Annotated in this window: 13 protein-coding genes; 3 read left to right on the top strand and 10 right to left on the bottom strand. The window is 65.8% G+C overall.

What is annotated here, in order from left to right; all coding sequences use genetic code 11:
• The first annotated feature begins 34 nt into the window (after nt 1-34).
• A complete protein-coding gene (locus BM083_RS01295; RefSeq protein ID WP_089864713.1) occupies nt 35-991 on the top strand; it encodes an AAA family ATPase in 957 nt (318 codons plus the stop codon).
• 6 nt (nt 992-997) lie between these two features.
• Here the strand turns inward: BM083_RS01295 and BM083_RS01290 are convergent, their stop codons facing one another.
• The 4 genes from BM083_RS01290 to BM083_RS01280 are packed head-to-tail and all read right to left on the bottom strand — an operon-like array spanning nt 998 to nt 7,453.
• Nucleotides 998-2,623, bottom strand: coding sequence for a DUF7519 family protein (locus BM083_RS01290; RefSeq protein WP_089864711.1), 1,626 nt, complete (start codon nt 2,621-2,623; stop codon nt 998-1,000).
• Nucleotides 2,620-3,936, bottom strand: a complete 1,317-nt coding sequence (locus BM083_RS01285; RefSeq protein WP_143085647.1) for a DUF58 domain-containing protein — start codon at nt 3,934-3,936, stop codon at nt 2,620-2,622. Before BM083_RS01285 ends, BM083_RS01290 begins: the two co-directional genes overlap by 4 nt.
• A complete protein-coding gene (locus BM083_RS22660; protein WP_143085646.1) occupies nt 3,933-4,574 on the bottom strand; it encodes a DUF7269 family protein in 642 nt (213 codons plus the stop codon). Before BM083_RS22660 ends, BM083_RS01285 begins: the two co-directional genes overlap by 4 nt.
• Nucleotides 4,571-7,453, bottom strand: a complete 2,883-nt coding sequence (locus BM083_RS01280) for a transglutaminase domain-containing protein (protein ID WP_089864707.1) — start codon at nt 7,451-7,453, stop codon at nt 4,571-4,573. Before BM083_RS01280 ends, BM083_RS22660 begins: the two co-directional genes overlap by 4 nt.
• 263 nt (nt 7,454-7,716) lie before the next feature.
• Here BM083_RS01280 and BM083_RS01275 point away from each other — a divergent pair, with 263 nt between their 5' ends.
• Nucleotides 7,717-7,905: a DUF7501 family protein gene (locus BM083_RS01275; RefSeq protein WP_089864705.1), complete on the top strand. Its 189-nt coding sequence runs from the start codon at nt 7,717-7,719 to the stop codon at nt 7,903-7,905.
• Between the two features lie 75 nt (nt 7,906-7,980).
• On the opposite strand, the gene BM083_RS01270 is transcribed toward BM083_RS01275, so the two are convergent.
• A complete protein-coding gene (locus tag BM083_RS01270) occupies nt 7,981-8,766 on the bottom strand; it encodes an ABC transporter permease (protein ID WP_009732958.1) in 786 nt (261 codons plus the stop codon).
• On the bottom strand, nt 8,763-9,713 hold the full coding sequence (locus BM083_RS01265; protein ID WP_089868271.1) for an ABC transporter ATP-binding protein: 951 nt from the start codon (nt 9,711-9,713) through the stop codon (nt 8,763-8,765). The genes BM083_RS01270 and BM083_RS01265 overlap by 4 nt, the downstream gene beginning before the upstream one ends.
• 192 nt (nt 9,714-9,905) lie before the next feature.
• On the opposite strand from BM083_RS01265, the gene BM083_RS01260 reads away from it, so the two are divergent.
• On the top strand, nt 9,906-10,490 hold the full coding sequence (locus BM083_RS01260; protein WP_089864701.1) for a hypothetical protein: 585 nt from the start codon (nt 9,906-9,908) through the stop codon (nt 10,488-10,490).
• 21 nt (nt 10,491-10,511) lie between these two features.
• Here the strand turns inward: BM083_RS01260 and BM083_RS01255 are convergent, their stop codons facing one another.
• The 4 genes from BM083_RS01255 to pstC are packed head-to-tail and all read right to left on the bottom strand — an operon-like array spanning nt 10,512 to nt 15,129.
• Nucleotides 10,512-11,516, bottom strand: coding sequence for a phosphate signaling complex PhoU family protein (locus BM083_RS01255; protein ID WP_089864698.1), 1,005 nt, complete (start codon nt 11,514-11,516; stop codon nt 10,512-10,514).
• 6 nt (nt 11,517-11,522) lie between these two features.
• A complete protein-coding gene (gene pstB, locus BM083_RS01250; RefSeq protein WP_089864696.1) occupies nt 11,523-12,443 on the bottom strand; it encodes a phosphate ABC transporter ATP-binding protein PstB in 921 nt (306 codons plus the stop codon).
• Nucleotides 12,440-14,062: a phosphate ABC transporter permease PstA gene (gene pstA, locus BM083_RS01245; RefSeq protein ID WP_089864693.1), complete on the bottom strand. Its 1,623-nt coding sequence runs from the start codon at nt 14,060-14,062 to the stop codon at nt 12,440-12,442. Before pstA ends, pstB begins: the two co-directional genes overlap by 4 nt.
• Entirely contained in the window at nt 14,059-15,129 is a 1,071-nt protein-coding gene (gene pstC, locus BM083_RS01240) for a phosphate ABC transporter permease subunit PstC (protein ID WP_089864690.1), read from the bottom strand. The genes pstA and pstC overlap by 4 nt, the downstream gene beginning before the upstream one ends.
• Nucleotides 15,130-15,177: the final 48 nt, after the last annotated feature.

Genomic DNA, 15,177 nt, shown 5'->3' with positions numbered 1-15,177 from the left:
AACGTTCAACTGTCCGTTCTGTGATGCCACGCGCATGAACGTCACTGAGGCCGCAGCCACCTGTGACGACGTACTCGACGCAGTCGGTGGCGCGGTCATCGCCGACCGAGCGTTCCTCGAAACCGTCCTGACTGGTGTCCTCTCGCGCGGCCACGTCCTCCTCGAAGACGTCCCCGGCACGGGAAAGACCCTCACCGCCCGAAGTTTCGCCGACGCACTCGGTCTCTCGTTCAAACGCATCCAGTTCACCCCGGACCTCCTCCCTTCGGACATCACGGGGTCGAACGTGTTCAACAAAGAGACGAGTGCGTTCGAGTTCAACCCCGGTCCCGTGTTCGCGAACATCGTCCTCGCCGACGAGATAAACCGCGCTCCACCGAAGACGCAGGCGGCGCTCCTCGAAGCGATGGGCGAAGGGCAGGTGACCGTCGACGGGGAGACCCACCTCCTGCCGGACCCCTTCTTCGTCATCGCGACGCAGAACCCCGTCGAACAGGAGGGTACCTTCGCCCTCCCCGAAGCACAGCGAGACCGGTTCGTGGTCAAGACGGAGATGGGCTATCCGTCGAGAGCGGGAGAACGCGAACTCATCGACCGACGGGCGAGTCGCTCCGCCCAGTCGCCGAGCGTCGAGGCAGTTATCCGCGGCGACGTGGTCGCCGAGTTGCAGGCCGTCCCGGAGACGGTACGGGTCGACGGCAAACTCCGCGACTACGTCGTCGACCTCGGTCGAGCGACTCGTGTCGACGAGCGCGTCGAAGTCGGCGTCTCACCACGTGGGATTCAACGACTGTTCGAGGCGGCCCGTGCCGTCGCCGTCCTCCAGGGACGTGACTACGTCGTCCCCGACGACGTGAAGCGAGTCGCCGTCCCCGTCTTCCAACACCGACTCGTCTTGCGAACCGAGGCGGCCGTCCGCGACACCGACCCTCGCGACGTCGCTCGCGACGTGCTCGATAGCGTCGACGTGCCCGCCGTCGCCAGTTCGTAACGCGACTCAATCGGCGACACGGAGCGCGACGACGAAACAGACTGCACCGACGGCGGCCCCCGCGAGTGCGACGAGGAGTGGAACGTTCGTGTCGACGACACCGCGACGAATCGGCCCGGCGAGCACGGCGGCCGTTCCGGCGGCGACAACCCCCACGAGGAGCGACCCGCCGAAGTGGACGAGTTCCGTCTGACTCGTCGACCCGCGGCGGCCAACCTCTCGCCCCATCGTCACCGCGTAGTCGCCCGCGTCCCACACGAGCAAGCTGACGACGAGACCAGCGAGGACGACCGGTGCACCGACACCCACCGTCTTCGAGAGCGCCACCGCGACGAGGAGGCCACTGCTCGCCGTCGAGGCACCGGCCGCACGACCCGAGAGGAGTCCGAGCCACGCACCGAGGAGCAACCCACCGACGACGAGCGTCGCGGCGAACAACGTCCCCGTGACGAGACCGAGAACGACCGTCTCGGGACCGTAGAACTCGACGACGGTTCCCGAGAGGTAGCTGAACTCCTCACCCATCGCGGTCGGCAGGAGGTCAGTGACGGTCGTGAGCAGCGTATCGAGGATAGCCTGTGGGTCGATGAACGCGACGAGTGTCACGAGGCTTCCGCCGACGAGCGGGGTGAACGCCACGGCGGTTCCGTGCGTCGAGACGCGGTAGAGTCGTTTGAGCCCCCAGAGGGCAGCACCGAGGAGGCCGCTCACGACGAGGAGAGCGAAGAGGAGTTCTCGGAGCACCGTCGCGTTCGAGACGACGAGGAGGAGTGCGGCCACCGCCGCCGGCAGTCGGCCGAGCACCGCGTCGGGAGCGAGGTAGTCGACGACGAGGAAGACGAAAACGAGTGGCGCACCCCAGCGGACGAGTCGAGAGAGGAACGTATCGAGGGTGGCCAGCGTCGACTCGACCGAGGCCGTCGTGTCATCGTCGACGAGTTCGACGAGCGGGAGCGCACGGAGGACCGTCCGCGTCGAGAGTGCCACCCCGAGGACCAGCAGCCAGAACGTGGTGAGATGTGGCTGGCCGACCGGCGTCGGCGCAAAGAGCACCGTCTCGGCGAGCGAAACGCCCTCGTCGAGCAGGTCGCCAGCAGGCGTCAACGCGAGTGCGGCGAGGACGGCGAACCACGCCAACGGTACCGCGAGTGTCGTGACGGCGACGGTGGCCATCCGGCGGAGTGCGGCGACGGTGAGCACGTCGCGGACGGCGGCGGCCGCACCGAACACCGCGACGACGAGGCCGATGACGACGAAGACGGAGCCGACGGCGTAGCTCCCGGCCAACTGTTTCAACAGCGTGTAGCCGACGCCGATAGCGAGACCGGCACCGACCGGGAGTAACAGGAGACTGGCGCCGAGCGTCGCCGGGAGTCGCCACCGGTCGCGGTCGGCCAACCAGAGTGTCGCCGCGAGTGCGACAGCACCGACGCCGCCGACGAAGACGGGCGTGTCGAGCCCCGTCTCGGCCACGAGCACGGCAGTGAGACCGAGCGTTCCGAGGAGGACGAGTGCGGTGCTCAGACGCGCTGGTGCCCAGTTCGACTCGGCGGCGTCGCTGTCGACGTCGCCGTCGAGCGCGTCAGTCGAAGGAGCGTGCCGGTCAGCGGCGGAGCGGGTATCTGTGGTCATGATGAAGAGAGCACCCGTGGAAGGTGTCGTCGCAAGAGGAGTTCGAGCGGGTCGGTCGGATTCCAGTCGGCGGTGGTCAGCGTTCGACCACTCGCCTTCTGGAGTCGAACACGACGTTGGACGCCCGCGAGCGACTGGCCCGGCGTGTCGTCGCCGATGACGTTCGGACTCACGAGGAGGACGTCGTAGCCGCGGAGCGCGAGTTGCTGCGCCACGAAGACGGGCGTATCGTCGAGGGCGGGCGAGAACAGCACGACGTTCGTATCTCGGGGGAGCTGTGAGTCGAGTCGAGTGACGTACTCGTCGTCCCTCTCGTCGACACGGTCGGTCGCCGCCCTCGGGGCCGTTCGAACGGCGTCGAATACGGCGGCGGCCTGTGCTCGGGTTCCACTGGCCGTCCCCGCGTCGACCCACGGTATCCCGTCCGGGTCGACTGGTACCTCCGGCGCGACCGCTTCTCGGTCGAGTCCCAGCGCGGACACGCTGGCGACGTGGCCGGCGGCCGTCAGCGCATCGTAGACACGTTCTGCGGCGTAGGCTCCGAGTTCGGTTCCCGTCGGAAACCCGGAACGAGACGAGACACGTGAGACGGGGCGAGCGTCGACCACGAGGGCGACGCGGGCGACCTGTTCCTCGGTGAAGTTCACCGTCGTGAGCGCCTCGCCCTTGGCGTATCGTCGCCAGTCGATGCGGTTGATAGGGTCGCCCGCGCGGTACTCGCGGGTGGAGTGAAACTCTAGTCCTTCGCCACCGGTCGAGCGAGGCAACGCACCGACGCGCGAGACGGCGTGTAGCGTCGGTATCTCGCTGACTCGGCCGTGACAGGCGAGCGTCGCCGACCCACCGACGGGAAGTCGGTCGGTCAGAACGCTCGTCCCGGCCAGCGGCCGAATACGGACGAGCGGGTCGTCGAAAGTGTGGTCGCCACGGCCGGCGACGACGCCGTACGTCACGGTCGTCGACCCGCCGGGACGGAGCGAGGCGGCCCCGCGAGGCGACCCCGTCGTCACCGGCAGTTCCTCGGGGACGCCGTCGACGATGCGGAGGTCCGAGACGGTCGTATCGCTCGTGTTCTGTACCGTGAGCGACACGGTGACCGGTTCGCCGGGTGCCGGTGTCGACGGCGAGAACGAGCGTTCGACGGACAGGTCGACGCTAGACGGCGCAGACGAGAGTGCGCCGAACACGACGTACGCGAGGGGAACGACGGTGGCCACGAGGAGCAACGGGTCGGCGTAGACGAGACCGACCACGAGCAACGTGAGCGTCCCCACGAGTCCGACGTCCCAGCGACGGCTCCGGTGGAGCGTCACGGCCGACCACCCGTCGACTCCGAGCGGTCGTCCAGTGCCGTCTCGATGGCTTCGACCGTCCGCCGGAGTCGGCGTTCGCGTTCGGCGACCGGGTCGAGCCACAGTCGAACTCGTGACCAGAGCGACGGCCGCGGACCGTCCGGGCCCGCGAGCATCGCCGCGGCGACGGTGTCGTCGGTCCACCGCCCGCAGGCGACGGCCCGTGTCGCGTCGTCGACGTCGGACCGAAGCGAGAGAACGTCGACGGCCGTCGACCGAAGCGTCGACAGCACCCGCGCGTCGTGTATCGAAGCGTTCCCCGCGGCGACGGTGGCGAACTGCTCGTCCAGCTGGCGACCCGCGACCACGTCGCCGTCGACGGAGACGGCCTCCGGTGGCGACTCGGTCAACGTGTCGAAGGCGTCGTCGGGGTCAGTCCGAGTGTGGTTTCGCGCGGTCCAGAGACCGACGAGACCGACGACGGCGGCGACGACCAACAACAGCTGTTCGGTGTCGGCGTCGGCCACCGTGTCGGCGACCGACCCGAGCGGCGACCCCACGGCCGCCTCGGGAGCGACGGCGAAGGCGGCCGAAACGAGCGTGACGAAGACACCGAGTGCGCCGAAGACGAGCGCTTTCCATCCGACTCGTCCGTTCATCGAGAGCCTCCCGTGGGACCAGCCGGGTCGACCGGTTCGGTCGAATCGGTCCCGTCGGTCGAACCGCTCGCTTCGGGCGTGTCACTCGTCTCGTCACTCCGCTCGACCGTCTCCGCGTCAGGTCCGTCGCGACGGGCGGCTAGATGCGCTTCGATGGCGGTTATCGCCGCTTCGACCCGGGGAAGCCGTTCGGAGGCGTCTCGGCCGCCGTACTCGACTTCGCGGAAGACGTCCCGCAGTGTCTCGACGGGGTCGCTCGGGAGTTCGTCGACGGTAATCGCGTGTGTCGCAATCTCTCCCGGCGACTTCGTCCGTGCACGCGGAATGGAGACGACGGCGAGGAACCGCCCCCACGCCTCGCGTATCGTCCGGGAGTCCTCCTCGGCGGGGGTAGACGGCCCGCCCGAAGTCGGCGTCACGCGTCGACTCGCCTCCCGAATCCGCGTTCGGTTCGAGGCGACGAGGGCGAGTAGCCACGCGCGAAGACTCCCGAGTACCTCGTCGAGCGCGCGTCGCCGTTCGAGCAGCGCTCGGAGCGTGGCGACGACGTGGCGGGCGGCGTCAACGGCGCGGTGGAGTGCGCTGTCGACGACTGCGGCGAAACCGACGAGCGTCGCGAGCGTCGTTCGGAGCAGTCGGTCGGCGAGTCTCGACAGGACACGGAGGGCCGAACGAGGCGTCACACCGCGACGAACCACGCTGATTCCGAGGCCGACGAGGAGAAGTCCGGGGACGAACGCGACGAGCGCCGCGTTGGTGTAGAGTCCCGTCACCTGCTGTTCACGCGTCTGGCCGTACTTACTCACCGAGACGGTGACGCTGTCGCGAAACGGGAGGTCCGGCCGAAGCGTCCCGTTCACAGTCGTCTCACCCACCGACTCGCCGTCGATGGAGACAGTCGCGCCTGCGAGTGACTGGTTGCCGAGGCGGGCCTGTACGACGACCGGTTGAAGCGGAAGCGACAGTGGGAGCGCCGGTTCGACCGCGAGGCCGAGACCACGGACTGTCAGCGTCTCCGCACCGGCGGCCTCGTCTCGACTGACGGCGAGCGTGACGTTTCCTGACTCGTCGGGAAGCGTCACCTGTGCGCGGCCACGGTCGTCTGTCGTCGTGACCTGTTCGCCGTCCAGTTCGACGGCCGCGTCGCGGACGGGAACGCCGCGAATCGTCGCCGCGAGGGTAATCTCGTTGCCGGTGACGGGTTCACCTGTGAGCGAGAGCGAGACGTTCGTGTCGAGTCGATACGACTGCGAGGTGTTTCCCTCGGGTGCGCTCTGGTTGCTTTGGGCGCTCTCGAGGAGCGTCACCGGTGGTGCGTCGAGTGCGTATCGGAGGTCACCACGCGGCGGCGCGCCGAGAGCGGCCTGTCGCTCCACGTCTCGTCCGGCGAGAGAGACGGTGAACTCCGTCGTGTACGGGACGGTGGCGACGACGCTCCCGTGTCTATCGGTGGTCCCCACCGGTTCGTCGTTGAAGAGTACGGTCACGCCAGAGACCGGGACGCCGTCGTTCGTCACGGTGACGTTCACCGAGCGACCGGGAACGGGCGTGGTGTTGAGGTCGAGTGCGTACCCCGACGGTTGCGGTTGGTCGGCCGAGTCTGTCGTCTCCGGCGACTCGGTTGCGGTCCCTTCGCCCGAGGCGGGTGTCGATGGCTCCGACGGTGGTGTCTCCGCCGCGTTCGGTCCGTTGCCCTCGCCGGGCGTCTCGGAACTGCTCTCGTTTATCGAGGACGTCTCACCCGGGCTTCCCTGTTCGGTCGGCGCGTAGCTTCCGTTCTCGTTCGACGCCTCGAACGCTTCTTGTTCTTCCTGCAGGCGTGCCGCGCCGGGTGTCGGGTCGAACTGGACCCACCCGACGTCGGGGAAGTAGACTTCGACCCACGCGTGGGCGTTCATCCCTCGGACGGTGTAGCTGTTCTCGTCGGTCTGCTGGCCGGTTGAGTAGCCGACGGCGTAGCGGGCGGGGACGTCCTGCGAGCGGAGCATCGTGACCATCGTCGTCGCGAAGTACTCACAGTAGCCTTCGTCCATCTCGAAGACGAACTGGTCGGCCACGTCCGCTCCGGTGTCGTGGCTGGCGTCCAGCGAGTACGTCTTGTTCGCCTCTAACCAGCGCTCGATTCGGACGGCTTTCTCGTAGGGCGAGTTCGCGTCGGCGGTCAACTCGTCGGTGAACGCCGTCAGGCGGTCGGGCGTCGAATCGGGGAGGCGAGTGTACTGGTCTGCGACATCGGGAGGGTAGTCGCGGCCGGCCGACCGGAGGAGTGCCGGGTCGCTGGGTGGCGTGACGCTCTGTCCGGTGTACGTCGTTTCGGCAGGAACCGACTCGGTCGCACGGAGTGCACCGCCGGGCGTGACCCGTAACTGTTCGTCGAGTGAGACACGTTGCGGCATCCAGACCGTCGGGAGCGACGTCGCCGAGCGTTCGAGCGTCACCTCGTAGCTGACCTCGGTGTCGCGGAGACCGTCGAGGTCGACGGACCCGTCGTAGGGTCGAGAGTCGCCGGTCTGTGTCCAGCCACTGCCGGTGTAGCGGTCGTAGGAGCCGGTGCGCCAGTACGCGCCTGTCGTACTCTGGACGGTGAAGTGTGTCTCGGTGCCGAGCGACTGGAAGGCGTTGTCGCTCTGGTTGCCGAGCGACCCGCCGACGTCCGTCCGGTTTCCGTTGTCGAGTGCGCCGAGTCCACTGCGACCCCCACTGGAACTGTCGCCGTCGGACCCGCCTTCCACGAAGACGAGTGCGTCGGCGGGGGCGCTGCCGGCCAGTGCAGGGACGAGCGATGCAGCGAGGACGAGCGCGGCCGCACAGCAGAGAACGAGGAGTGCGCGCCCGTACTCACGGCCACGCGACTTGGGTGGAGGGCTCCTATCGGGCATCAGTCGGATACACTGGATATATCACCGCCGAACAAAATAGCCTCGGTTCCGGTGAACGGTATCACACCGCGCGCGACGATTGTCGCGACGTTCCATCGAGACAGCGAACGGGACGTTCCGAACGAACGGCCAGTTCTTCGTCGGCATCGTTCACGATTACGGACAAACGACCAGTATTTAGGTTTCGATACCGGAAGTGATTTGGCCAATGTCCCTACGTTTGACCAAAGTTTTATTATCGAGGGGAACATTTGGCCACCTGTATGAGTGTAGGACCGACAACCACACGAAACTGGGATAGTCCCGAGACGTGCCCGTTCTGTGGTGGGAAGTTGACAGATGCGGGTGCGGGATTCATCGCTCACATCGACGAGTATCCCGGGTGTGAAAACGAGTTCCGCGACTGGCGCTCGATGGTCGCCTCGGACATCGGTGGCGAGTGGGGTGGCTGATAGGGACGAATACCAGTTCTTCGGACAACCTGCGAACCTCGATGTCACGGCCCGCGTCGGCCGAAACGGCGCACCCTATTCTGTCAGTCCGTAACCGCGTTTGAACAGGTAGACGTCCAGCGCGGCGACCAGACCCGTCAACACGAGCAAGACGAGAAGCGACAGGTTCGGGTTCACTTCTGCACGGCCGATGAACCCGTAGCGGACGCCGTTGACCATGTAGATCATCGGATTCATGAGCGACACGTCACGGAGCAGCGGCGGGATGTCCGACAGCGAGTAGAAGACGCCGCCGAAGAACACCAACGGCCGGAGGATGAACTGGTTCATCATCGTCAGGTCGTCGAAATCTTCCGCCCAGAGACCGCCTGCGACGCCGAGACTCGCGAACAACAGCGTGATGACGAGCATGAACGCGACGAGATAGAACGGTCGAGAGACGCCGACGCTGGCGGCGTACAACGGGTTGATGATGGCGAGGCCGAGGACGGCGATGAGCACGCCGACGATGACGCCGCGCGTCGCACTGGAGACGATGTACGCCCAGACCATCTGCCCGTAGGAGAGCGGCGACGTCAGTGTCTCGTGGATGTACTCGTTCCAGCGGCCGTGGAAGATGCTGAACGAGGCGTTCTCGAAGGCGTTCGAGACGGCCCCGAGGACGACGAGACCGGGGAGGATGAAGACGATGTAGGGGACGCCCGATATCTCGCGGATGCGTTCGCCGAGGATGACGCCGAACACCGAGAAGTACAGGATATTCGTGATGAAGGGTGGCGCGAAGGTGTTACGCGGACGACGGACGAACCGAAGAATCTCGCGTCGGACGAGCGTCTTGAATCCAGTGGGGAGATAGCTCATTGGGTAGCCCCCTCGATGTTCGAGGATTGGCCCTCCGTCATCTCGACAAACACCTCTTCGAGCGAGGTTCTGGAGATGTCGAGGTCGACGATTTCGTGGCCCTCGCGGTCGAGTTCGCGGACGATGTCGGGTGCGACGACGCCGCCCTGGCGTGCGGTGACGACGAGGCGGCCGTCGACGAGTTCCACGTCCTCGATGTGGCCGTTGCCGGCGGTGAGCGCCGGCGCTGACGTGGGCGACTCGCGGAACGAGATGGTTATCTTGTCGACGCCGCGGTCCATGAGGTCCTCGGGGCTGGCGACTTCGACGACGCTGCCCGAGTCGAGGATAGCGACTTCGTCACAGAGGCGTTCGGCCTCCTCGATGTAGTGGGTCGTGAGCAGGATGGTCGTCCCGTTGTCGTTGAGTTCGGTGATGAGGTTCCAGAGGTCCCGTCGGAGTTGGACGTCGACACCGGCGGTCGGTTCGTCGAGGATGAGCAGGTCGGGTTCGGTGATGAGTGCACGCGCGAGGACGAACCGTCGCTTCATCCCGCCGGAGAGCCAGTCGAACCGCGTGTTTCGTTTCTCGTAGATACCGACGCGTCGCAGCACGTCGTCGGCGCGTTCGCGGGCCTCGTCGGCCGGGATGCCGTGGTAGCCCGCCTTGTGTTCGAGCACCTCCTTGATGGGGAAGAAGCGGTCGACGTTGAACTCCTGTGGCGCGAGTCCGATAGCGTCGCGCGCCTCCTGGTAGTCGGTTTCGACGTCGTGGCCGAACACCCGCGCCTCGCCGCCGGATTTCCGCACCAGTCCGACGAGGATGTTGATGAACGTCGTCTTGCCCGCCCCGTTGGGTCCGAGAAGGCCGAAGAAAGAACCCTCGGGGACGGTGAGCGACGCGCCGTCGAGCGCTTGCACGTCACCGTAGCGTTTGCGGAGGTCGGAGACCTCTATCGCAGCAGTCATTCGTTCGAAGGTGGACGACACAGCGCATTAAGCGGCGTGAACGACGGCGACGTTGCCTGTACTACGCATACCGGCAACGACGGCCGAGACCGGCGCGATAGTCACACGGTGTTCGTCACCGTGTCTCGAACCACCACCCCACAGAGTTGTAAAATAAAAGACATTTATACTCCCCGGCCAAACGTCCGGGATATGCAGCGACGCACCCTCATCGCAAGCCTCGGTACCCTGTTCGTCGCCGGTTGCGCCGGCGCACCCTCCAACGATTCGACTGCGAACAACTCTTCTACCGGCAACGAATCTGCCGGCAACGAGTCGATGTCCGGCGACGGCCCCGCCCCGGAGTTCTCCTTCCGGTCGACGGCACCGGGCACGACGCGTGTCGTCCACATGGGCGGCGACGAAGTGACCGACGACAGCACGAGTGAACTGTACGTCACCGTCAACGACGAGCGCGCCGTCACCTGGGTCTCGGACGACGCCGAGGAACCCGCCGGCTCCTATCCCGTCTCCATCGGGAACTACGTCGAAGTCGAGACGGCCAACGGCGACGAAGTCGCCGTCGTCTGGGTCAGCCAAGACGGAACCGAGAACACGGTCGCGACCCACACGGTCGAAGCCGAGACCACGGAGACGCCGTCGGGCAACGAGTCGGCGGGTAACGAGACGGCGGGTAACGAGACGGCGAGTAACGAGACGATGACTGGCAACGAAACCACGACTGGCAACGAGACGATGGCCGGTAACGAGACGACGACCGGCAACGAGTCGGCCTAAGCGAACCGAGCCGAACGAGGTCTATTTCTTCACCGGTGTTGGCTGTCTGAGCGCCGCGGCACCCGCCCGAGCAGCGATTGCGTCGCCGTGGTCGACGATCTGACGGAGGCTCTCGACGAGACGACCGAACTCGGCCGCGTCGGAGCCACCCTGTTCGTAGAGCGTTCGGTCGAAGACGGCGAGTTCGTCGCGGAGGTCGGTACCCGTCGCCTCGAGGACAGAGGCCTGCCCGCTGTCGACTCCGTCGAGTAAGACGGCGACGGCGTCTTCGACGTGTGACCGAGTCCGTCGCGCCAACGCCGTCGTCGAGGCGAGCCACTCGTTGGGTGCCGAGTCGAGGCGGCGTGCGACGTCGGCGACAGTCGCCGCTTCGGTGGCGACGCGGCCGAGTCGAGTGGCGGCGACTCGGTAGTCGAACAGTCTCGGACGGGTGAGACCGAGTGCGTTCAGCACCTCGTGGTCGGTGAGCGCCCGCTCGAAGTATCGTTCGACGACGGCCGCCCGACGCTCCACGTCGCGCTGGCGGTCGATGACGTGCGCGGCGAGTTCGTCGTCGCCCGTCGTCAGCGCGGTTGTCGCGTCGGTTTGCATCGAGAGTGCGACGTACTGCAGCTGCACCACCGAACGGTCGAGAGACATCTCTGTGGCATCGAGCAGACAGTCGACCGTGACCACCGAGTCCGTCTCGTCGACGACTTGCAGGCCGGTTCTGCTGTTCGCGGCAGTGGTTATCGCGCGGCGTTGCTCCGTCGTCAGGTCGTCGGCGACGAACCGAACGTGGTCGAACCCGAACGCGTAGCACCGCTCGACCGTGCGGCGAACGTCGGCCGCCGACTTACCGGTCAGGTCGACGGTTTGGGTGCCACCGTCGGCCGTCTGGTTCGCGCCGATGACGAGCGACCCGTCCTCGACGGGGCAGAGCGCGAGCGACATCCCCGGTTCGATACCGTGGCGACTAGCCCACTGCTTCGGCAGCGAGATGGTGTAAGTCGAACTGCCGGTCTGCTGGACCTTCCGGCGCTCCATCTTCAGTCACCCGAACTTTCCCGTGATGTAGTCTTCGACGCGCTGACTCTCGGGGTCGGAGAATATCTTCTCCGTGTCGTCGTACTCGACGAGTTCACCACCGGTCAGGAAGACGGCAGTCTGGTCGGAGATACGCTGTGCCTGCTGCATGTTGTGCGTGACGACGACGACGGTGTACTCCTCGGAGAGTTCCTCGATGAGGTCCTCTATCTTCGAGGTCGCAATCGGGTCCAGCGCCGACGCGGGTTCGTCCATCAGGATGACCTCCGGGTCGGTGGCGAGACAACGCGCGATACAGAGTCGTTGCTGCTGCCCGCCGGAGAGACCGAGTGCGTTGTCGCCGAGTCGGTCGTTGACCTCGTCCCACAGCGCCGCCTGCTTGAGACTGCGCTCGACGAGTCGTTCTTCTCTCTCGCCGTCGTCCCGACCAAGAACACGTGCGAGTAGGCCGGTGTCGATGTCGCCGTGTTTGCGCGGGCCGTAGGAGATGTTGTCCCGAATCGACTTCGGGAACGGGTTGGGACTCTGGAACACCATCCCGATGCGCTTGCGGAGTTCGACGAGGTTCGCGTCTGCGTCGTAGATGTTCTTGCCCTCGAACTCGACGTTTCCCTCGATTCGGGCGGCCTTGATACGGTCGTTCATCCGGTTGAGACACCGGAGATACGTCGACTTCCCACATCCGGAGGGGCCGATGAGCGCGGTGACGCTCTGCTCGGGAATCTCCATGTCGATGTCCTTGAGCGCGTGGTCGTCGCCGTAGTAGACGTTCAACTCCGAGACGGACAGCTTCGCCTCACCGTCGAAGTCGTAGTTCGTCCACTCGTCGCGAATCTCCTCTGACGTCTCACCCTCGACCGTGTGGTCTACGAGGGGTTGCGATTCGGTCTGCGTGTCGCTTCGAGAATCTGTGTCGGTTTTACTCATTCTTGTAGCCTCCGTCGGAAGTAACTGCGCGATGCGATACCGACCGCGTAGAAGGTCAGAACCACGATTAGCAGGACCAGCGCCGTACTCCACGGGTCGATGTCAGCGTCGCTGCCAGCACCCGCACCCACACCGGCAGTGATGAGCGCGTACAACTGGTACGGGAGGGCACTCGACGCCTGCAGGAGTTCGGTGTTGGTGACGAACGGTGGTTGGGCCGTGAACTGGAAGCCCGAGAGTACTCGGGGGACGAACCGCGAAGCCGGGAACGGCGACATCGACGAGGACGTCACGAGCAGAATCGGCGCAGTCTCACCGGCGATACGGCCGACGCCGAGGATGATTCCGGTGACCGTTCCGGGGAGCGCCGCCGGCAGGACGACGCTCCGAATCGTCTGCCACTGGTTGACGCCGAGTGCGGCACTCGCATCACGGTAGGAGTCCGGGACGGCCTTGATGGACTCGCGGGTCGTGATGACGACCAGTGGGAGGAGCATGAAGCCGAGCACCAACTGTCCCGCCAAGAGCGAGGCGCTGTTGCCGAACCGCGGCACGAGAAACGCCAGGCCGAACAGCCCGTAGACGATACTCGGCGTGGACCAGAGCCCGTTCGTCGCGATCTCGACGACTTGGGTGAACCGACCTTCACGCGAGTACTCGGTGAGGAAGACGGCCGCACCGACGCCCGTCGGGACGGCGAGAACCACCGCACCGACGACGAGCCAAATCGTCCCGAAGACGGCGGGCAGGACGCCGTTCACGTCGTTTCGGAGTCCGTAGCTGTTCGTCACGAACGGGACGTCGAACGGGAGGTGAAGCCCGAAGGCCACCTCCGGGCCGGTTCCGAGGCCGACGGCCGCTCCCCGGAGCACGCCGGGGAGGCCGCGGTAGACGATGAACGCGATGAGGACGAACAGCACGAACAGCATCAGCGCCGCGTTCAGGTTGACGAACATGTACGCGCCGAGTTGGCGGCCACGAGCGCCGAACCCTTCGTAGGCCTTCGCCCCGGCCCACGCGGTGAGCAGACTCACGACGAGTGCGACGACCGGGACAGCCATGTCGCCGCTGAACGTCGCCGCCAGCCCGGACGGGTTCCACGTCCACGAGTCACCGATGACGCCGAGGAGGACGACGAGTCCCGCGAGCAGCGCGAAGGCACCGATGGGCACCGTCGACCCGACGTCTTCACGAGGAGCGACCGTCGCGACGAACACCGCGGCACCGCCGACGAACGCGGCGAGGAACCAGCCGAGACCCATCGGGCCGTCGATGCCGAGCGTCTGTGAGACGAACAGTCCCGTGACGACGAAGCCGAGGACACCGAGTACGACGCCAGTCGTGACACCCGCAGTCGCACTCGGGGTGGCCGGGACGTATCCCGTTCGTGAGGCCACACCCGAACCGACGAGTGCGACACCACAGAGAAGCATCGCGAGACCGAAGACGTCGTAGAACGTGACTCCGCCGACGAGTTGCGTCGACGGCGTCAGGATGGGGAAGAGGACGAGCCACGCGAGCACGAACGTGAGAAACGACAGGCCGACGACACCGGCGCTCACGGTGGGGAGGAGGGGTGAGTGGTCCCGATGGACGCCCCGTTCGCTCGCGTTGCTCACGAGTCACCCTCCAGTTGTCGCCGCATCCGTCGCTCGATGAGTTGCGAGACGAGTGAGAGGAACATCACGATGACGAACAGCACGACACCAGCGACGAACAGTGCGCTGAGTTGCGTCTCGGCGGCGTCGCCGTATTGGCTGGCGATGAGACTGGTCAGCGTCGCGGTACTCGCGAAGACGTCGAAGATAGGGTTCGGGAACTCGCCGGCGACGTTGCCGAGGATGACCGTGGCGGCCATCGTCTCGCCGACGGCACGGCCGATACCGAGGATGATAGCGGCCGAGACACCCGAGAACGCTGCTGGGAGCGTGATACCCTTCATCGTCTGCCAGTCGGTCGCACCGAGCGCGAGCGACCCGCTCTTCATCGACTCCGGGACGGACGTGATGGCGTCTTCGGCCACCGAGACGACGGTGGGAAGCGCCATGAGTCCGATTACCCCGCCCGCGAGGAACAGCGACCCCTGCGTGTTCAGTTGGAGTTCGTAGAACAGGTATCGATTCAGAATGGCGAACCCGATGAACCCGTAGACGATAGAGGGGATACCGGCCAGCATCTCGATGGCCGGTTTCACGAGTTCGCCGACACGCTCGGGGGCGATTTCGCTGATGAACAGTGCGCCAGCGACGCCGAGCGGTCCGGCGATGAGGGTCGCGATTACCGTCGTGACGATAGTGCCGTGAATCGCCACCTGGAGTCCGTAGATTCCCTGTGAGGGAGACCAGACGGGGACGGCCGACCGGAGCAGGAGGCTCAGTCCTGCAGTCTCGAACGCCTTCTCGGCTTCCAGAAACAGGAACACCAAGATGAGCCCGAGCACGACGATGCCGACGAGCGTCGTCAGAACCGAGAGCCCCCACGCCGTCTCCGCTTGGTGGAACAGCCAGCCGTAGGCTGCCGCGGCGACGAAGACGACGAGCGCCACCGAAGCGAGGTCCGACTCGACGACGAAGAGGACGAACGTCGCCAGAAGCGACAGCGCACCGACTGCGGCGACAGCGGTGAACGCCGTAGAGTCCCCGAGCCGCTCGTCGAAGACGTTACTAATCCCAGTACGTTGTGACATTTGTTGTGACCGTATAGTGTGAAATGAATGTGAGGTTCGTGGGGTGGT

The organism is Halogranum rubrum, from assembly GCF_900114455.1.
GTDB lineage: Archaea > Halobacteriota > Halobacteria > Halobacteriales > Haloferacaceae > Halogranum > Halogranum rubrum.
The sequence above is the reverse complement of the archived record's forward strand: the minus strand, read 5'-3'. Positions and strand labels throughout refer to the sequence as shown.

Excerpts from the sequence above, each read along its gene's own strand:
- BM083_RS01270 (WP_009732958.1), bottom strand. The coding sequence starts at position 8,766 with ATGAGCTATCTCCCCACTGGATTCAAGACGCTCGTCCGACGCGAGATT.
- BM083_RS01290 (WP_089864711.1), bottom strand. The coding sequence starts at position 2,623 with ATGACCACAGATACCCGCTCCGCCGCTGACCGGCACGCTCCTTCGACT.
- BM083_RS01265 (WP_089868271.1), bottom strand. The coding sequence starts at position 9,713 with ATGACTGCTGCGATAGAGGTCTCCGACCTCCGCAAACGCTACGGTGAC.
- BM083_RS01275 (WP_089864705.1), top strand. The coding sequence starts at position 7,717 with ATGAGTGTAGGACCGACAACCACACGAAACTGGGATAGTCCCGAGACG.
- BM083_RS01295 (WP_089864713.1), top strand. The coding sequence starts at position 35 with ATGAACGTCACTGAGGCCGCAGCCACCTGTGACGACGTACTCGACGCA.
- pstC (WP_089864690.1), bottom strand. The coding sequence starts at position 15,129 with ATGTCACAACGTACTGGGATTAGTAACGTCTTCGACGAGCGGCTCGGG.
- BM083_RS01260 (WP_089864701.1), top strand. The coding sequence starts at position 9,906 with ATGCAGCGACGCACCCTCATCGCAAGCCTCGGTACCCTGTTCGTCGCC.
- BM083_RS01255 (WP_089864698.1), bottom strand. The coding sequence starts at position 11,516 with ATGGAGCGCCGGAAGGTCCAGCAGACCGGCAGTTCGACTTACACCATC.
- pstB (WP_089864696.1), bottom strand. The coding sequence starts at position 12,443 with ATGAGTAAAACCGACACAGATTCTCGAAGCGACACGCAGACCGAATCG.
- BM083_RS22660 (WP_143085646.1), bottom strand. The coding sequence starts at position 4,574 with ATGAACGGACGAGTCGGATGGAAAGCGCTCGTCTTCGGCGCACTCGGT.
- BM083_RS01280 (WP_089864707.1), bottom strand. The coding sequence starts at position 7,453 with ATGCCCGATAGGAGCCCTCCACCCAAGTCGCGTGGCCGTGAGTACGGG.